This is a genomic window from Arthrobacter sp. P1_B4 (assembly GCF_056406555.1).
The window spans coordinates 28,891-46,055 of the sequence record NZ_JBFTZW010000009.1; the positions used below are offsets into that span (position 1 = coordinate 28,891).

Genomic DNA, 17,165 nt, shown 5'->3' on the forward strand with positions numbered 1-17,165 from the left:
CGGCCGGAAGTGCGCCCGAATCCAAATCGTCGCTGCTGTGGATTTTGCTGTTCCATAATGACTTCAATCTAGCTACGGCAGCTATGCCGGAGCTATGAAAAAGCTGTCGGCCCCAAGCCTGCCAAAGCCGCCCCGGACGGGTCCTTGCCAGGCTCAGCCGGCGGAATACAGCCTGGGTCCACGATGTTGTGCATCACAGACCCATTGTCCCCTCCCCGAAGGATCATCATGAGCGCAAACATGACCGTCAAGCTTCAGCCCGGCACGCCGGCCCCGGATTTCACCCTGCCGGACGCCGAAGGCAAGCCGGTGGCCCTGGCCGATTACCGCGGCAAGAACGTCATTGTGTACTTCTACCCGCAGGCCGCGACCCCGGGCTGCACGACCGAGGCGTGCGATTTCCGAGACAACCTCGCGTCCCTGCAGGGCTCAGGCTACGAAGTCCTGGGCATCTCCCCCGACGCCCCCGAAGCCCTGGCCCACTTCACCGGCGACTTCGCCCTGACCTTCCCGCTCCTGGCCGACGAGGACCACGCTGTCGCCCTCGCCTACGGCGCGTGGGGCGAGAAGCTGGTCCACGGCGAGGTCACGGAGGGCATCGTCCGCTCCACCGTAGTGCTGGACCCCGAGGGCAACGTGAAACTGGCGCAGTACCAGGTCAAGGCCCAGGGCCACGTGGCATCGTTAAAGGAAGCGCTGGGCGTCTGACGCCGCACCGCCCCGCAGCGTCGCCAACAGTCCGGGGCCGCCCGCCTGGCTAGACCTTGGTCCCCGCCACCACGGTGGCGGTGGACCGGAGCCGGATCGCGCCGTCGTGCTCGTAGCGGCCCAGCAGAGCGAACACATCCGAGCGGATCAGGGCCCGCGACTCCGCGTCCGCCTTGGCCAGGCCCATCGCCACGGTAGTCGCGATGTCGGTCATGAACTCCCAGTAGCTCTCCGGGGATTCGTGCACCAGGTCGGTGCTGACCTGGTGCTCGGCCACCTCGGCCAGCCCGGCCTCCTTGAACATGCGGGTCATGAAACCCGCTGGTGCGCAGCGGAACAGCCCGGGAGTCTCGGCGGGCGGAATGGGCAGTTCCCGGTGCCGGGCAATCGTGCCCAGGATCAGGCTGGCCCAGGGGTTTGCCGCCGCGCGCCCCCAGACGACGGCGCCCACCCGGGCGCCCGGCCTCGCGGTGCGCGCCATCTCTGCCATGGCCGCGGACATCACCGGGAAGAACATCAAACCGAAGTGGCTGTACACGGCGTCGAACGTGTTGTTGCGGAACGGCAGGGCGGCCGAATCGCACACTTGAAAGTCCAGGTTGTTCAGGCGCCGGGCCGATGCCTTCTCTTCTGCCACCCGGAGCATTCCGGCCGAAATGTCAGTCAGGACCACGCGGCCCTCCGGCACCTGCGCGGCCACGTTGAGGCCGGGCTCCCCCGTGCCTGCCGCGACGTCCAGCACCGCTGAGTTGGGGCGGAGCCGGAGCTCCTGGCGGAGGGCGTCGCCGAACGGGGCCTGCCAGCCGAGCAGTTCCGCGTCCCATTTCTTCCAGCCCGCCGAGAATTCATCCCAGAGCAAGCGCTGCTCCTCACGAACACGGTCGGCTGAGGCTAACATGGCGGATCCTTAGCTCGTCTGTACCTAGCCCTAGTCTGCTCTGGGATGCGGTCCGCGGCAATGAGTCGAAGGGCAGTAGGCTTAACGGCATGTCTCCCCACGAAACCCCCGGCACAGCAGGCAACGACCCCCAGCGGGAACCGGCACAGGGCAACGTTCAGGGCGGCGTTCCGGAGCGCCGTGAGGTCACCGTCCGCCGGGCCCCGAAATATGTTCCCTTCCTGATCCTGGGCGGGCTCCTGGGCGTGGCCGTCGCGGCCATCATCGCCTACGCCCTGCCCGGTGACCCGAGCTTCGACCGCTCCTCGGTCTTCGGCTTCTTCATGGTCCTCTGCGCGGCCGGCGGCGTCATCGTGGGTGCCGCGACCGCCCTGGTCCTGGACCGCCGGAGCGTCCGCCGCGCCGAGCACGCCGTCGTCGAATCCGCACCGGACGCCGACGACGAGGGCCGCAGCGGGAACCTCCGCTGAAGGGCGTCAGGTCATAAACCGGCCGCCGGAAAAGTCTTAGCGCACATCGTGAGATAATCGACCAGTGGCACGCGGCGATGGAAAACTTTCTCATGATCTTCTCCCAGGCGAAAAAGGCCCTCAGGACGCATGCGGCGTCTTTGGGGTCTGGGCACCCGGTGAAGAAGTAGCAAAACTCACCTACTACGGGCTGTATGCACTGCAGCACCGCGGTCAGGAGTCGGCTGGCATAGCAACCAGCGACGGCAAGCGGATCAACGTCTACAAGGACATGGGCCTCGTTTCCCAGGTCTTCGACGAGACCACGCTGAACACCCTGACCGGGCACCTGGCCGTCGGCCACTGCCGCTATTCCACTACCGGTGCGAGCCACTGGGCCAACGCCCAGCCCACCCTGGGCGCGACGTCCACGGGCACCGTGGCCCTGGCCCACAACGGCAACCTGACCAACACGGCCGAGCTCAAGGCGATGATCGAGGACCGCAACGGCGGGAACCTCAGCGGCGAGATGAAGCAGGGCAACACCTCGGACACCGCCCTGGTGACCGCGCTCCTGGAGGGCGAAGAGGGCAAGTCCCTGGAGCAGACGGCCATGGAGCTGCTGCCCAAGATCAAGGGCGGCTTCTGCTTCGTCTTCATGGATGAGGGCACCCTCTACGCGGCCCGCGACACCTACGGGATCCGCCCGCTGTGCCTGGGCCGGCTTGAACGCGGCTGGGTGGTTGCCTCCGAGCAGTCCGCCCTCGCCACCGTCGGCGCCAGCTTCATCCGCGAAATCGAACCCGGCGAATTCATCGCGATCGACGAGGACGGCGTCCGCTCGCAGCGCTTCGCCGAGGCGACGCCGGCCGGCTGCGTTTTCGAATACGTCTACCTCGCCCGCCCGGACGCCTCCATTGCGGGCCGCTCGGTGTACGAATCCCGCGTCGAAATGGGCCGCCAGCTGGCCCGCGAAAACACCCAGGAAGCGGACATCGTCATCCCCGTGCCGGAATCCGGCACCCCCGCTGCGGTCGGCTACGCCGAGGAATCGGGCATCCCCTTCGCGCACGGCTTCGTCAAGAACTCCTACGTGGGCCGCACGTTCATCCAGCCCTCGCAGACGCTGCGCCAGCTCGGCATCCGGCTCAAGCTCAACGCCCTCGAATCCGTGATCCGCGGCAAGCGTGTCGTGGTGGTGGACGACTCGATCGTCCGCGGCAACACCCAGCGCGCCATCGTGCGGATGCTCCGGGAGGCGGGCGCCGCAAGCGTCCACATCAAGATTTCCTCCCCGCCGGTCAAGTGGCCCTGCTTCTACGGCATCGACTTCGCCTCCCGGGCGGAACTGATCGCCAACGGCGCCACCATCGACGAGATCACCCAGGCCATCGGCGCCGACTCGCTCGCCTACATTTCCGAAGACGGCATGATCGACGCCACCCGCCAGCCGCGCGAGCGTCTCTGCACCGCCTGCTTCACCGGCAAGTACCCGATCGAGCTGCCCGGCGCGGACAAGCTCGGCAAGAACCTGCTCGAGCGCACCGACCTCGGCGGCCTCCCGCCCGCCACGGCTGCTTCCGGCGCGGCGCCCGCGGCCTCCGCAGCGTCCGACGCCGAACCCGGCACGTCGATCTCCGACGATCCGGCCGAGAAGGCCGGCGCCACCGGCTGCGATCCGGGGCCGGACTCAGAATTCGAAGAACTGCTCACCGATGCCGACCGCGTCACCACAGCCGACAAGAAAGAGCCAGTATGACTTCCGCCTCCCCGGCCGCTGACATGAACGCCGCCCAGAACGCCGGCATCACCTACGCCTCCGCCGGCGTCGACGTCGAAGCGGGAGACCGCGCCGTCGAACTCATGAAGGACGCCGTCAAGGCAACCCACAACGCCTCGGTGATCGGCGGCGTCGGCGGGTTCGCGGGCCTCTACGACGTCTCCCGGCTGCTGACCTACAAGCGCCCGCTGCTGGCCACCTCCACCGACGGCGTCGGCACCAAGGTGGCAATCGCCCAGGCCATGGACATCCACGACACCATCGGCTACGACCTCGTCGGCATGGTGGTGGACGACATCGTCGTCGTGGGCGCAGAACCGCTGTACATGACTGACTACATCGCCTGCGGCAAGGTGGTCCCGGAGCGCATCGCCGACATCGTCCGCGGCATCGCGGCCGCCTGCTCCGTCGCCGGCACCGCCCTGGTGGGCGGCGAAACCGCCGAACACCCCGGCCTGCTCGGTGAACACGAGTACGACGTCGCCGGTGCCGCCACCGGCGTCGTCGAGGCCGACCAGTTGCTCGGCCCGGACCGCGTCCGCGCCGGCGACGTGGTGATCGGCATGGCCTCCTCCGGCCTGCACTCCAACGGCTACTCCTTGGTCCGCCGCGTCATCAACCACGCCGGCTGGGCCCTGGACCGCCAGGTCTCCGAGCTCGGCCGCACCCTGGGCGAGGAGCTCCTCGAGCCCACCCGCGTCTACGCCGCGGACTGCCTGGACCTCGCCCGCACCTTCCCGGTGAACGGCTCCGCGGCCGGCAAGGCCGTCCACGGCTTCAGCCACGTGACCGGCGGCGGCCTCGCAGCCAACCTCGCCCGCGTCCTCCCGCAGGGCCTGCTGGCCACCGTCGACCGCTCCACCTGGGAGCTCCCGGCCATCTTCAAGCTGGTTTCCGAGCTCGGCAACGTCCCGCTGGCCGACCTCGAGCGCACCCTGAACCTGGGCGTGGGCATGGTCGCCATTGTTTCGCCGGAAGCGGCCGACGCCGCCGTGAACCGGCTCAACGACCGCGGCCTGCCGTCCTGGATCATGGGCACCGTCGAGCAGAACTCGGATGCGGTCCTCAAAACCGGCCCGGATTACGTCCAGGGCGCCAAGGGCGTCGACGGCGGCGCCGTCAGGCTGGTCAACGCCTACGCCTAAACGGGCCCGACCCATGTCGAGTGCTCCCCAGCTGCCGTTTTGAACGCTCAGAACGGCCCGTGGGGAGCACTCGATCCGTTTAAGCCGCGGCCCTAAACCTCCAGCAGGCTGAAGACGCCGCCCTGCGGATCCTTGAGGGTGGCGATGGTGCCGGCTTCCTCGATCTCGTCCGGTTCGATCAGCACGACTCCGCCCGCGGCCACCGCAGCCTGCACCGCCGCTGCGACGTCGGAGACGCCGAAGTAGACCTGCCACCCCGGCTCGAGCGTGTCCTGCGCGTCGCCGGGGACCCGGGCGATGCCGGCCACCTCGGCGCCGCCCACCATGAGCGTGGAGTAGGTGCCGCCGTCGTCCTGGGGGTATTCGGTGACGTCGTGCCCGAAGAGCTGTTGGAAGAAGCCGACGGCGGCCTGCGGTTCCGGCGTGAGCAGTTCGGCCCAGGCCAAGGTGCCCGCCTCCTGGCTCCGGCCGGCTCCGATGTGGCTGCCGGCCTGCCAGGCCCCGGTGGTTCCGCCGCCGGGCGGGGCGAAGAAGACCATGACGCCGGTGTCACCGATCTCCTCGGGGCCGAATTCAAGGTGCCCGGGGGAATGGGCCAGCTCGGTGGCCAGGTCCCGCGCGTCGTCGACCGCGAAGTACACGTTCCACCGGCCCGGTTCGGCCGCGGCTTCCTGCCGTGGGTTCTGCGGAGCGAGCACGGTAACCAGGTCGTCGCCCAGGAAGGCTTTCGCGTAGCTGCGTCCGTCCGGAGTGGGCAGGTCTTCAAACCGCCAGCCGAAAACCTCCGAGTAAAAGACCTTCGCCGTCTCCACGTCGGGGGTCTGGAGGTCCGTCCAGCAGAGCTCGCCCTCGGCGAATCCTTTGCGCATGGTCATGGCAGTCCTTCCGGGGCATCGGTGTGGCGTCCGGGAAAATCCGGCACGAACAACCTAGCCCGGCGCCCCGCCGGTGACAACTGCGCCGGCTCATCCGCGCTCATCCGCGGCGCAGCGCGGGCCAGCCGGCCGGCCCGGATACGGACGGCTGCGGGCACAAGAAAGGCCGCCGGCCACGCCTGTTACAGGTGTGGCCGGCGGCCCGAAAATCTTTGGCTGGCATCGCGGTGCCGGATGGATCCCCCGGAGAAAACTGCCGGAAGGAAGCGTCGACTAACCTATGCGACGGGAATCAACCTCGTCGTCGTCGTCTTCCACATCGTCCGCGTACTTATCCACATACGCTGAATAATCCGGTTCAACCGGGTCATCCGCGAAGTGGCTCGTGGCACGACTTCCCGGGCCCGTGAGCTCGCGCTGAAGGGCCGAATAGTCAGTGTTCGGGGAGTAGTACTTGATGTCCCGAGCCTGCTTGGTAGCTTTTGCCTTTTGACGGCCGCGCCCCATGGCGTGACCCCCTTTTGTACTTGGACCGGAGGTGGTCACCTTTTGGCGATCGGTGAGGCCCCGGAATGTTTGGTCAATTTGTCGTACACCTAGATTACATGCTTTCGGCGCCAACTGCTCGCCGGCCCGCCCCCTGTGGACAGTGTGGCGCCTCCCGCAACGGTGGCCGCAGCCGCTGGCGCATGCGCGGTGCCGCGCATCTTCGATAGAGTTTCGTGATGTGCGCCCAGAAAAGGGCCGCTACGCCGGGCCTCCAGCCCCGGCAAAGACGCACGGAAGTGGTGAATTTCTCAGTGACCGAAGAGAATCCAAGGAACGACGCCGGGACTATCCCGCCGCCGCCCTCGAGGCCGCCGACGTCCGCCCTGCCCGTCATTACAGCCGACCGTGCGCGGCCCACGAATCCTGCGGCGGCACCCGCAGCGGCGAAGCCCGCGCGCCCGGCCCTTGCCGGCACCGCGTTCGCCGGCGCCAGGAAAGCGCTCTCACGCACCAAGAAGGCTCTCTCACGGCGGGCACGTCCCCTGGTCCGCCGGATCCGCCGGCAGGGGCCAAAGCGGCTCGGCGTGGCCGCGGCGGTCCTCGTGGTGCTTGCGCTTCTGGTCTGGTGGGCTGTGGCCGCAATTGCCGGCAGCGGCCAGGCCTCCGCGGACAACGACAGCCCGGCCCCCGCCGCTTCGTCGGCGTCCGCCCCCGCCAGCCGCGGGGCGTTGCCGCTGGAAGGCGTCAGCCCCCTGGACTTCCAGCTGCGGGACTGCTTCAAGGACTTCGACCCGGATGCGCAACAGTCCACCGTCGTGGATTGCGCCACCGGCCACTCGGCGCAGCTGGTCGCGGTGGAAAAATACGGGCCAGATGACTCGTACCCCGGCCGGGACCAGCTCAAGCAGAAGGCCCGCGATGCCTGCAAGGCGGCTCCGCTCACGGCAAAGGCCGGCGACTACGACCTGAGCTACAAGCTGGCCTACCCGAGCCCGCGCAGCTGGGAGATGGGCGACCGGCGGGTCGACTGCTACGCCGCGGCGAACGGTGGAAACGTCATCAAGGAGTCCCTGCTGCCCTAGGCTTGCCCGGCGGCGCCTACTCCTTGCGCCGGACCGAGAGCCCGGTGCCCGTGGCCGCCCCGCCGCTGGTCAGCTCCCTGTCCCCCAGGCCGCCCATGGTGAGTTCCATCAGGTCCGGCGCGGTGTCCACCAGGACGGTGTCGCCGTCGGCGATTTCGCCGGCCAGGATGGCCTTTGCGAGCCGGTCGCCGATCTCGCGCTGCACCAGGCGGCGCAGCGGCCGCGCGCCGTACGCGGGATCGAAGCCGGATACGGCCAGCCAGGCGCGGGCACCCTCGGTAACTTCGAGGTTCAGCCGGCGGCCCTTGAGCCGCTCGCCCAGCTCCTTGACCTGCAGTTCCACGATCCGGGAGAGCTCCTCCACGCTCAGCGGATCGAACAGCACCACTTCGTCGAGCCGATTGAGGAACTCCGGCTTGAAAGAAGCGTTGACCGTGGCCATGACGGCGTTCTTCTTGGCCGCGGCGTCGAGGTTGGGGTCCACGAGGAACTGGCTTCCCAGGTTCGAGGTGAGCACCAGGATCACGTTGCGGAAGTCCACGGTGCGGCCCTGCCCGTCGGTGAGCCGGCCGTCGTCGAGCACCTGCAGGAGGATGTCGAAGACCTCCGGGTGGGCCTTTTCCACTTCGTCGAGCAGCAGCACGGAGTACGGGCGCCGCCGCACGGCCTCGGTAAGCTGGCCGCCCTCCTCGTAGCCGACGTACCCGGGAGGCGCCCCGACGAGCCGGGCGACGGAGTGCTTCTCCGAATATTCGGACATGTCGATCCGCACCATCGCGCGCTCGTCGTCGAACAGGAAGTCCGCGAGGGACTTGGCGAGTTCGGTCTTGCCGACGCCGGTGGGGCCGAGGAACAGGAAGGAGCCGGTGGGCCGGTTGGGGTCGCTGATCCCGGCGCGGGCGCGGCGCACGGCGTCGGAGACCACGGCGACGGCTTTCGTCTGGCCGATCAGCCGCTCGCCCAGCACGTGCTCCATGTTCAGCAGCTTCTGGCTTTCGCCCTGGAGCATGCGCCCCGCGGGGATGCCGGTCCAGGCCGAAATCACCTCGGCGATGTCGTCGGCGGTGACCTCTTCGGCCACCATGAGATCCTGCTTGGCCCCGCCGCCGGCCACCCGGGCCGACTCCGCTTCGGCGGCCACATTGAGTTCCCGCTCAAGGGCAGGAATATCGCCATACTCGATCCTCGACGCGGTCTCCCAATCGCTTTCGCGCTGGGCCTTTTGCGCTGCCGAGCGGAGTTCGTCCAGCTTGGCCTTCAGGTCTCCCACTCTGTTGAGGCCGGCCTTCTCGGCTTCCCAGCGGGCGTTCAGCGCGGCCAGTTCTTCATTCTTGTCCGCCTTGTCCGCGCGGAGTGTAGCCAGCCGCTCCACGGAGGCAGGGTCCTTCTCTTTTGCGAGGGCTAACTCCTCCATGGTCAGGCGGTCCACGGAGCGGCGCAGCTGGTCAATCTCCTCCGGGTAGGAATCGATCTCCATGCGCAGCCGGGACGCGGCCTCGTCCACGAGGTCGATCGCCTTGTCCGGCAGCTGCCGGCCGGAGATGTACCGGTTGGAGAGCGTGGCGGCGGCAACCAGGGCGGAGTCGGCGATGGCAACTTTGTGGTGCGCCTCGTAGCGCTCCTTGAGGCCGCGCAAAATGCCGATGGTGTCCTCCACGCTGGGCTCCCCGACAAAGACCTGCTGGAAGCGGCGTTCCAGGGCGGGGTCCTTCTCGATGTTCTCCCGGTACTCGTCCAGCGTGGTCGCACCGATGAGGCGCAACTCGCCGCGGGCCAGCATGGGCTTGAGCATGTTGCCGGCATCCATGGAGCTGTCCCCGGTGGCGCCGGCACCCACCACCGTGTGGAGCTCGTCAATGAACGTGACGATCTGCCCCTCAGAGTTCTTGATTTCCTCCAGGACAGCCTTGAGCCGCTCCTCGAATTCGCCGCGGTACTTCGCCCCGGCCACCATCGAGGCGAGGTCCAGGGCGATCAGCGTCTTGCCGCGCAGGCTTTCGGGCACGTCGCCTTCCACGATCCGCTGGGCGAGACCCTCGACGACGGCGGTCTTGCCGACGCCGGGCTCGCCGATGATGACGGGGTTGTTCTTGGTGCGGCGGCTCAGGACCTGGATGATCCGCCGGATCTCGGCATCGCGGCCAATCACAGGGTCCAGCTTGCCCGAGCGGGCGACCGCCGTGAGGTCCGTGCCGTACTTCTCCAGCGCCTGGAACGAGTTTTCCGGGTCCGCGTTGTCCACTTTGCGGTCGCCGCGGACGCCCGGGAGGGCGGCCAGCAGCGCCTCGTGGGAGGCGCCGGCCTGGCGCAGGAGCTTCCCGACGCCGTCGGTCCCGGCGGCAAGGCCCAGCAGCAGGTGTTCGGTGGAAACAAAGGCGTCCCCGAGCCGCTCGGCCTCGTTCTGGGCATTCTTGATCGCCTGCAGCCCTGCCCGGGACAACTGCGCCTGCTGCACGCTGCTCCCGGAGGTCGACGGAAGGGCCTTGATGGCGGTGCTCGCCTGGACGCTGACGGCGTCCGGGTCGGCGCCGGTGGCGCGGAGCAGCGCGACGGCGACGCCCTCCCGCTGGTCCATGAGGGCCTTGAGCAAGTGAGCGGGCTCGAGCTGCGGGTTGCCCGCGGTCGAGGCGTTCATGGCGGCCGCAGCGAGGGCCTCCTGGCTCTTGGTGGTGAATTTGGCGTCCAACGAGGGCTCCTTCCGGAATGGTCCTGATATCAAAGTTGAGTCTACATCGCTCAACTTTGAAATGAGGGAGGCTGGCTCCATGTTTGCCGACAGCGAAACGCCTGTCTAGGGCCGGCCGCCCGCGGCCACCCGGACGCCCCCCGCCGCGGGACATGCCCTCACCCGCGCACCCCGCCGCGGGACATGCCCTCCCCCGCGCCCGAAGAGTGGGCATAGTGCCACTATGCCCAGCGCCCGGGCCCACGGCTGGACATGTCCCCCCGGCTCGGGCACGAACATTGGGCATGTCCCCTCGAGCCGGGCGTGAACAATGAGCATGCCCGGCGGCCCTTAGCCTGCGCGGCCCGCGTGAATGACTTAACGTTGCTTAACGATCGGCGGGCTCCTTACTGTAACTGGGGTCACAGCAAAACGAACCGACGCGAAGGAGGGCCGGACATGCACGAACACGCCATAAGCGCCACCGTCGACGGCCCCGTACCGCCGGTTTCGGCCGCTGCCGTGGCCCGCGCTGCAGGGGTTTCCTCGGCTGCGGTTTCCTACGTCCTCAACGGCAAAGGCGGCGTCTCGCCCGAGACCCGGCGCCACATCATCCACGTGGCGAACGAGCTCGGCTTCAGGCCCCGTAAGCCGTCGCAGTCAACCGACCCGCAGCGGACCCGGGTCATCGGGCTGATCCTGCCGAACATCATCAATCCGATGTTTCCGCGCTGGGCGCAGGGCGTCATTACGGCCGCGGCGGAGTCCGGCTACGAAGTGTTCGTCGCCACTACCCAGGACGATCCGGAGGTGCTCGCCCAGGTCACCTCGACACTCGCGCACCGCAACGTCGATGGCATCATCCTGGCCGCCTCGCTCCGGGACGACGCCACCGCGCTCCGCACGCTGAGGGCGGCCCGCATCCCCTACGTGTGCCTGTCCCGCAGGGCGGACTTCCTCGACTCGGATTTCGTCGGGATCGACGACGACGCGGCAGCCACCACGCTGATGCAGCACATGCTCAGCCACGGCTTCACCGAAATCGCCACAGTGATCGGCCCCCGGTTCTCAACGGCCTCCCTGGCCCGCGAACAGGCGTTTGTCCGCACAGCCGCCGCGGCGGGCATCACGATCAGCGGCGACCGGAAGATCAGCACCAGGGTCAACAACGAGGGCGGCCGGCTGGCGGCAGAGCGGCTCTTCTCTGCCGAAACGCCGCCGCAGGCCGTGGTGTGCGGCAGCGACGAGCTTGCCATCGGCGTCATGGAATACGCCTTGTCGCGCGGCCTTCGCATCCCGGACGACGTCGCCGTCGCCGGCTGTGACGGGCTGCCGCACAGCCGCTCCGGGCTGATCAACCTGACCAGCATTGTCCAACCGCAGCAGGAAATGGCCAACGAKGCGTTCGCCATGCTGCTCAAACGCATCGATTCCCCGTCCGCCACCTACACCTCGAAAGAGTGCCGGCACCGCCTGCACGTCGGGCGGACGTGCGGCTGCACGCCTCCTGACAGCTGAGGCCGCGCCACGCGCGGGCCGGCCCGTCCGCGGCCAGCCCCACCCGTTCCCGCGACCCTGACGCACCACGCGCCGCGCGCACTGCCGCGGCCGCCTACCTCCCGTTTGCCCTTTCCGCATGCCCTCCCTGACCACCTATCCCGCCAACGAGCCAAGGACCCCGACCCATGTCAGTTGTAACCGCAACAAAGAAGATGCGCACACCACAGGAAATCAACGGCGTGATCTTACGCCGCGTCATGCCGCTGCTGATCGGCGCCTACATCATGGCCTTCCTGGACCGCACCAACATCGGTATGGCCAAGGACCGGCTGGAGATCGACCTCGGCATCTCGGCCACCGCGTACGGCATCGGCGCCGGGCTGTTCTTCCTGACCTATGCCCTGTCCGAAATCCCGTCCAACCTGATCATGCACAAGGTCGGCGCCCGGTTCTGGATCATGCGGATCATGATCACCTGGGGCATCATCTCCGCCGGCATGGCCTTCGTCCAGGGCGAATGGTCCTTCTACATCATGCGGATGCTGCTCGGCGTGGCCGAGGCCGGACTCTTCCCGGGCGTTATGTACTTCCTGACGCAGTGGTTCGTGGTCAAGGACCGCGCCAAGGCCAACGGAATGTTCCTGCTCGGCGTCTCCATCGCCAACATTGTCGGGGCCCCGCTGGGCGGGCTGCTGCTGACCTTTGACGGGCTCGGCGGCCTGCACGGCTGGCAGTGGATGTTCCTCGTCGAAGGACTCCCGGCCTGCGTCCTCGCCTACGTCGTCTGGAAGAAGCTCCCGGACCGCCCCAGCATGGCGACGTTCCTCACCGCCGAGGAATCCGCCGATCTCGAGGCCCGCATCGCCGCCGAGGAGACCGCCGGCGCCGCGGCCTCCGGCAACCACCTGCTGCGCGATGTCCTGAAGGACAAGCAGATCCTCCTCGTCGTCGGCGTCTACTTCACCCACCAGATCGCCGTCTACGCCCTGTCCTACTTCCTGCCCTCCATCATCGGCACGTACGGCAAGCTCAGCCCGCTGCAGATCGGCCTGCTGACGGCCATCCCGTGGATCTTCTCCGCGGCGGGCGCCCTGCTGGTCCCCCGCTTCGCCACCGACGGCCGCCGCTCCCGGATGCTGGTCACCGGCACCATGACCGGCATCGTCGCAGGCTTCGCCCTCGGCGCCGTCGGCGGGCCGCTGCTGGGCATGATCGGCTTCTGCCTCGCCGCCTTCAATTTCTTCGCCCTGCAGCCGATCCTCTTCACCTACCCGGCCACCCGCCTCAGCGGCGCCGCCCTCGCCGGCGGCATCGCCTTCGTCAACACCATCGGCCTCTGCGGCGGCTTCCTGGGCCCCTATGTCATGGGCTTCATGCAGGACGCCACCGGCTCCAAGCTCTCCGGCCTGTGGTTCATCGTGGGCATGTGCGTCATCGGCGCGCTGCTGTCCCTGCTGCTCAAGCGCGGCACGGAGAAGCCCGCGATTGTTCCGGCCGCCCACTGACGCACTGCTCCCACCGCCCGTTCCGGACGCGCCGCGCCGCGCGTTCGGGACGGGTCCGCAAGCCATCTCACTGCAAGGACTACTCATGGATTTCACCGCCAAGCGCATTCTCGTCACGGCCGGAGCCAACGGCATCGGCCTGGCCATCGCCAGCAAGTTCCGGGAACTCGGCGCCACCGTCTTCGTCACCGACATCGACCCCGACGCCGTCGACAAGGCCCGCGTCAACGGGCTCCTTGCCGCGGTCAGCGACGTCTCGGACGAGGGCCAGGTCCGCGAACTCATGGACACCGTCCGGGTCGAAATGGGCGGCCTCGACGTCCTCGTCAACAACGCCGGCATCGCCGGGCCCACTGGGCCCCTGGAATCCCTCGACGCCGCGGCGTGGAAGGCAACCTTCGACGTCAACATCCATGGTCAGTTCTTCTGCATCAAGCATGCCCTGCCCCTGCTGCGCGAGGGCCGCGGCGCCTCTATCGTGAACCTGTCCTCGGCCGCCGGGCGGCTGGGCATGGCCGGCCGCAGCGCCTATTCGGCGTCGAAGTGGGCCGTCGTCGGGCTGACCAAAACCCTCGCGATCGAACTTGGCCCGGACGGCATCCGCGTCAACGCCATCTGCCCCGGCGCCGTCAACGGCCCACGCATCGACTCCGTCATCGCCGCCAAAGCCCGGATGCTCGAGCTGCCGGCGGACGAGGTGTCCGCGCTGTACCACAACCAGTCCTCGCTGGGCCGGCTGATCGAGGCCGAGGACATCGCCAACATGGCCGCCTTCGTGGCCAGCGACATGGCCCGCAACGTCCACGGCCAGGCTCTGGCGGTGGACGGCAACACCGAAAAGCTCTACTGACCTGACCTGAACTGCCTGGGGAGCCGGTCCGCCCGAGGCCGCCGCCCGCCCCGCACCCACACTGCCCCGCCCTGCCCACCAAGGAGACATTCCCATGGCTGCTGCCCGCAAGGTCATCATCACCAGCGCCGTCACCGGCGCCATCCACACCCCGTCCATGTCCCCGCACCTGCCCGTCTCCCCCGACGAGATCGCCGACGCCGCGATCGGCGCCGCCGAGGCAGGCGCCGCGATTGTGCACATGCACGCCCGCGACCCCAGGGACGGCCGCCCCTCCCAGGACCCCGAGCACTTCGCCCCGATCCTGGACAAGCTCAAGCGCAACACCGACGCCGTCATCAACATCACCACGGGCGGCTCGCCGCACATGAGCGTCGAGGAGCGGATGCAGCCGGCGGCGCTGTTCAAGCCGGAGCTTGCCTCCCTCAACATGGGCTCGATGAATTTCGGGCTTTACCCGATGCTGGACCGCTTCACCGAGTTCGGCCACGACTGGGAGCGCGAAGGGCTCGAAAAGAGCCGCGACCTCGTCTTCAAGAACACCTTCCAGGACATCGAGACCATCCTGGGCATCGGCAACCAGAACGGCACCCGCTTCGAGTTCGAGTGCTACGACATCTCGCACCTGAACAATCTCGCGCACTTCCACGGCCGCGGGCTGGCCAGGGGCCCGCTGTTCGTCCAGTCGGTCTTCGGCCTGCTCGGCGGCATCGGCGCGCACCCCGAGGACCTCATGCACATGCGCCGCACGGCGGACCGCCTGCTCGGCGAGGACTACGAGTGGTCCATCCTGGGCGCCGGCAGGAACCAGATGCCGCTCGCCACGATCGGCGCCGCCATGGGCTCCCACGTCCGGGTGGGCCTGGAGGATTCCCTGTGGATCGGTCCTGGCCAGCTCGCCGCGTCCAACGCCGAACAGGTCACCCGGATCCGCACCATCCTGGAAGCCCTCAACTTTGAGGTCGCCACCCCCGACGAGGCGCGGCAGATGCTGCAGCTCAAGGGCCGGGAAAACGTAGGGTTCTGAGCCGATGAGCATCCTGGTGGCCCCGGACAGTTTCAAGGGTACCTTCACGGCGGCCGAGGTGGCCGGGCACATCGCGGCCGGCATCCGCTCGGCCGGCGCGGCGGCCCGCGAGCTGCCCGTGGCCGACGGCGGCGAGGGCACCACCGAGGCCCTCGCCCGCGGTCTGGACGCCCGACCCGTCCTTGTCACCACGGTCGGGCCGTGGGGCGAACCCGTCGAGGCGGCGGTCGGGCTCACCCCCACCGGGACCGCCGTCGTCGAACTGGCCGTCGCGAGCGGCCTCAACCTGCCGTCCGCCGGCGGCCGGGACCCGCTGACGGCGAGCACGTACGGCACCGGCGTCATGATCGCGGAGGCCGCCCGGCACGGCGCACGCCGCATCGTGGTGGCGGCAGGGGGCTCGGCCACCACCGACGGCGGGGCCGGCGCCATCGCCGCGATCGAGGAACGCGGCGGGCTCCGCAGCGCCGAGCTGGTGATCCTGAGCGATGTCACGACGCGTTTTTCCGACGCCGCACGCGTGTTCGGGCCGCAGAAGGGAGCCGGGCCCGCCGCTGTTGAGCTGCTGACACACAAACTCGAGCTGCTCGCGGCGGAGTTCGCCCGGGACTACGGCCGCGATCCCCGGCTGGTGGACCGGACCGGGGCGGCGGGTGGCTTCTCCGGCGGAATGTGGGCCCGTTACGGCGCCCGCCTGGTGTCAGGGGCGGACTATGTGCTGGATTTGCTGGGCTTCGACGCGCAACTGGCTGCCAGCAGCGCCGTGGTGGTCGGCGAGGGCCGGCTGGATTCCCAGACCGGCCAGGGGAAGATCATCGGTGCCATCCTGGCCCGTGCCGGCACCACGCCGGTGTACGCGGTGGTGGGATCGGTGGATCCGGACCTCGGCGACTACGCCGACAGCTTTGCCCGCATCATCGTGGCCGGAGATCCGGCAGCCATGCAGGCCGCGGGGGCGGAACTGGCCCGTGCGGCTTCGGCGGCTTCCCATGCTGCTGGTGCTGCTCCTGCCGCGCCTGCTCACCTGTGAGTCCGCGGGACATGTCCTCCCTTGGCCCGCGCCAGTGGACATACTCCCGTTGTGCCCATCCCCGGACCTGGAGACTGGACATGTCCCCCGCAGCCGGACGTGACCACTGGACATGTCCTCCCGTGCTCCGCAAAACTGCCCAAAAACTGGACATGTCCATCCCCGCCACGTGTGACCACCGGGCATGCCCTCTGCTGCCCCGTGCCAGTGGACATACGCCCTTTGTGCTCATCCCCGGACCTGAAGACTGGACATGTCCCCCGCAGCCGGACGTGACCACTGGACATGTCCTCCCGCGGCCGCACGATTGGCTGAAAACTGGACATGTCCCCCAGCGACAACTTGCGCAAACCAACTCCGTGAAGCCCGGCCTAGCGGAGCTCGGTGGCGCGAAACCTGGACCGGCTCGGAAGGAGTAGCCCGGCTCGGAAGTAGCTGCCCGAAAGTCCGGGCTCAGAAGGAGCGGTCCGGCGGCTGGGTCCCCCAAGGAGCCGGCCGCCGGACCAAACACTCCCACCCCCAAAGCTTGTCACAGGTTTGACAAAATTGTCACACGCCGCTCCGGGCCGTGCCGAGGCCCGTCGGTATTGTGGAATCCATGAATGACACGACGGCACCGCAGGATCCCGGGCACCGGAGCATATTCCTTGACAAGGCTCACCCCGCTGCCTGGCGCGCACTCAACGGGCTGGGCCTGAAAGCCAAGGAAGCCGCCGTCGAGGCCGGGCTGGACGACACACTCATCGAGTTGCTCAATGTCCGCATTTCGCAGATCAACGGCTGCGCCTTTTGCCTGGACATGCACGTGGGCGATGCCGTCAAGAACGGCGAGTCGGCCCAGCGCCTGGCCGTCCTCCCCGCATGGCGCGACACCACTCTGTTCTCCGAAAAGGAACGCGCAGCCCTGACGCTGGCCGAGGCAATCACCACTATCTCTGACGCCCATGCCCGCGACCACGAAGGCGCACAGGCCAGGCGGCACCTGACTGCCGAAGAATTTTCCGCCGTCAGCTGGCTGGCGATTACGATGAACGCGTTCAACCGGGTTTCCATCGTCAGCCAGCACCCGGTCCGCGACGCCCGCGGCTAACCCACCGTCCACTCCCGCCAGCCGCCCACGCCAGAACACCCGGTCGGCGGACAGGTGTCCGCGGCTAAGGCG

15 protein-coding genes are annotated in these 17,165 nt (G+C 68.3%); 11 read left to right on the forward strand and 4 right to left on the reverse strand.

Annotation, left to right across the window (positions count from 1 at the left end):
• Nucleotides 1-228: 228 nt before the first annotated feature.
• Nucleotides 229-708, forward strand: a complete 480-nt coding sequence (gene bcp, locus AC1D1W_RS06000) for a thioredoxin-dependent thiol peroxidase (RefSeq protein WP_243180655.1) — start codon at nt 229-231, stop codon at nt 706-708.
• A gap of 49 nt (nt 709-757) precedes the next feature.
• On the opposite strand, the gene AC1D1W_RS06005 is transcribed toward bcp, so the two are convergent.
• Nucleotides 758-1,606: a class I SAM-dependent methyltransferase gene (locus AC1D1W_RS06005; protein ID WP_476943210.1), complete on the reverse strand. Its 849-nt coding sequence runs from the start codon at nt 1,604-1,606 to the stop codon at nt 758-760.
• A gap of 89 nt (nt 1,607-1,695) precedes the next feature.
• Between AC1D1W_RS06005 and AC1D1W_RS06010 the strand changes: the two genes are divergently transcribed.
• From AC1D1W_RS06010 to purM, 3 genes are all read left to right on the forward strand, one after another.
• On the forward strand, nt 1,696-2,076 hold the full coding sequence (locus AC1D1W_RS06010; RefSeq protein WP_243180653.1) for a hypothetical protein: 381 nt from the start codon (nt 1,696-1,698) through the stop codon (nt 2,074-2,076).
• A 64-nt stretch (nt 2,077-2,140) separates the two neighbouring features.
• Nucleotides 2,141-3,814 carry an amidophosphoribosyltransferase gene (purF, locus tag AC1D1W_RS06015; protein WP_028275477.1) on the forward strand — a complete coding sequence of 558 codons (1,674 nt, stop codon included), beginning with the start codon at nt 2,141-2,143 and terminating at the stop codon, nt 3,812-3,814.
• Nucleotides 3,811-4,980, forward strand: coding sequence for a phosphoribosylformylglycinamidine cyclo-ligase (purM, locus tag AC1D1W_RS06020; RefSeq protein ID WP_476943211.1), 1,170 nt, complete (start codon nt 3,811-3,813; stop codon nt 4,978-4,980). Before purF ends, purM begins: the two co-directional genes overlap by 4 nt.
• 92 nt (nt 4,981-5,072) lie before the next feature.
• Here purM and AC1D1W_RS06025 read toward each other — a convergent pair whose 3' ends face one another.
• Together AC1D1W_RS06025 and AC1D1W_RS06030 are read right to left on the reverse strand one after the other, a co-directional pair.
• Nucleotides 5,073-5,855, reverse strand: coding sequence for a VOC family protein (locus AC1D1W_RS06025; protein ID WP_243180651.1), 783 nt, complete (start codon nt 5,853-5,855; stop codon nt 5,073-5,075).
• Nucleotides 5,856-6,128: 273 nt separating this feature from the next.
• Nucleotides 6,129-6,362 (reverse strand): DUF3073 domain-containing protein, encoded by a 234-nt coding sequence (locus AC1D1W_RS06030; protein ID WP_018774150.1) that lies wholly within the window; start codon nt 6,360-6,362, stop codon nt 6,129-6,131.
• 293 nt (nt 6,363-6,655) lie between these two features.
• On the opposite strand from AC1D1W_RS06030, the gene AC1D1W_RS06035 reads away from it, so the two are divergent.
• A complete protein-coding gene (locus AC1D1W_RS06035; protein WP_243180650.1) occupies nt 6,656-7,426 on the forward strand; it encodes a septum formation family protein in 771 nt (256 codons plus the stop codon).
• A 16-nt stretch (nt 7,427-7,442) separates the two neighbouring features.
• Here the strand turns inward: AC1D1W_RS06035 and clpB are convergent, their stop codons facing one another.
• Nucleotides 7,443-10,112: an ATP-dependent chaperone ClpB gene (gene clpB / locus AC1D1W_RS06040; RefSeq protein ID WP_476943212.1), complete on the reverse strand. Its 2,670-nt coding sequence runs from the start codon at nt 10,110-10,112 to the stop codon at nt 7,443-7,445.
• A 438-nt stretch (nt 10,113-10,550) separates the two neighbouring features.
• Between clpB and AC1D1W_RS06045 the strand changes: the two genes are divergently transcribed.
• The 6 genes from AC1D1W_RS06045 to AC1D1W_RS06070 all read left to right on the forward strand — a co-directional run bounded on the left by AC1D1W_RS06045 (nt 10,551) and on the right by AC1D1W_RS06070 (nt 17,093).
• Entirely contained in the window at nt 10,551-11,609 is a 1,059-nt protein-coding gene (locus tag AC1D1W_RS06045) for a LacI family DNA-binding transcriptional regulator (protein WP_476943213.1), read from the forward strand.
• Between the two features lie 167 nt (nt 11,610-11,776).
• Complete coding sequence (locus tag AC1D1W_RS06050) at nt 11,777-13,096, forward strand: MFS transporter (RefSeq protein ID WP_476943214.1); 1,320 nt, start codon at nt 11,777-11,779, stop codon at nt 13,094-13,096.
• Between the two features lie 85 nt (nt 13,097-13,181).
• Entirely contained in the window at nt 13,182-13,946 is a 765-nt protein-coding gene (locus AC1D1W_RS06055; protein ID WP_476943215.1) for an SDR family oxidoreductase, read from the forward strand.
• A gap of 94 nt (nt 13,947-14,040) precedes the next feature.
• The gene (gene kce / locus AC1D1W_RS06060) at nt 14,041-14,973 is read left to right on the forward strand and encodes a 3,5-dioxohexanoate:acetyl-CoA acetone transferase (RefSeq protein ID WP_028275471.1); all 933 of its coding nucleotides are present in this window, start codon (nt 14,041-14,043) and stop codon (nt 14,971-14,973) included.
• A 4-nt stretch (nt 14,974-14,977) separates the two neighbouring features.
• Entirely contained in the window at nt 14,978-16,003 is a 1,026-nt protein-coding gene (locus AC1D1W_RS06065) for a glycerate kinase (protein ID WP_476943216.1), read from the forward strand.
• 598 nt (nt 16,004-16,601) lie between these two features.
• Nucleotides 16,602-17,093 (forward strand): carboxymuconolactone decarboxylase family protein, encoded by a 492-nt coding sequence (locus AC1D1W_RS06070; protein ID WP_243180643.1) that lies wholly within the window; start codon nt 16,602-16,604, stop codon nt 17,091-17,093.
• The last annotated feature ends 72 nt before the right edge of the window (nt 17,094-17,165 follow it).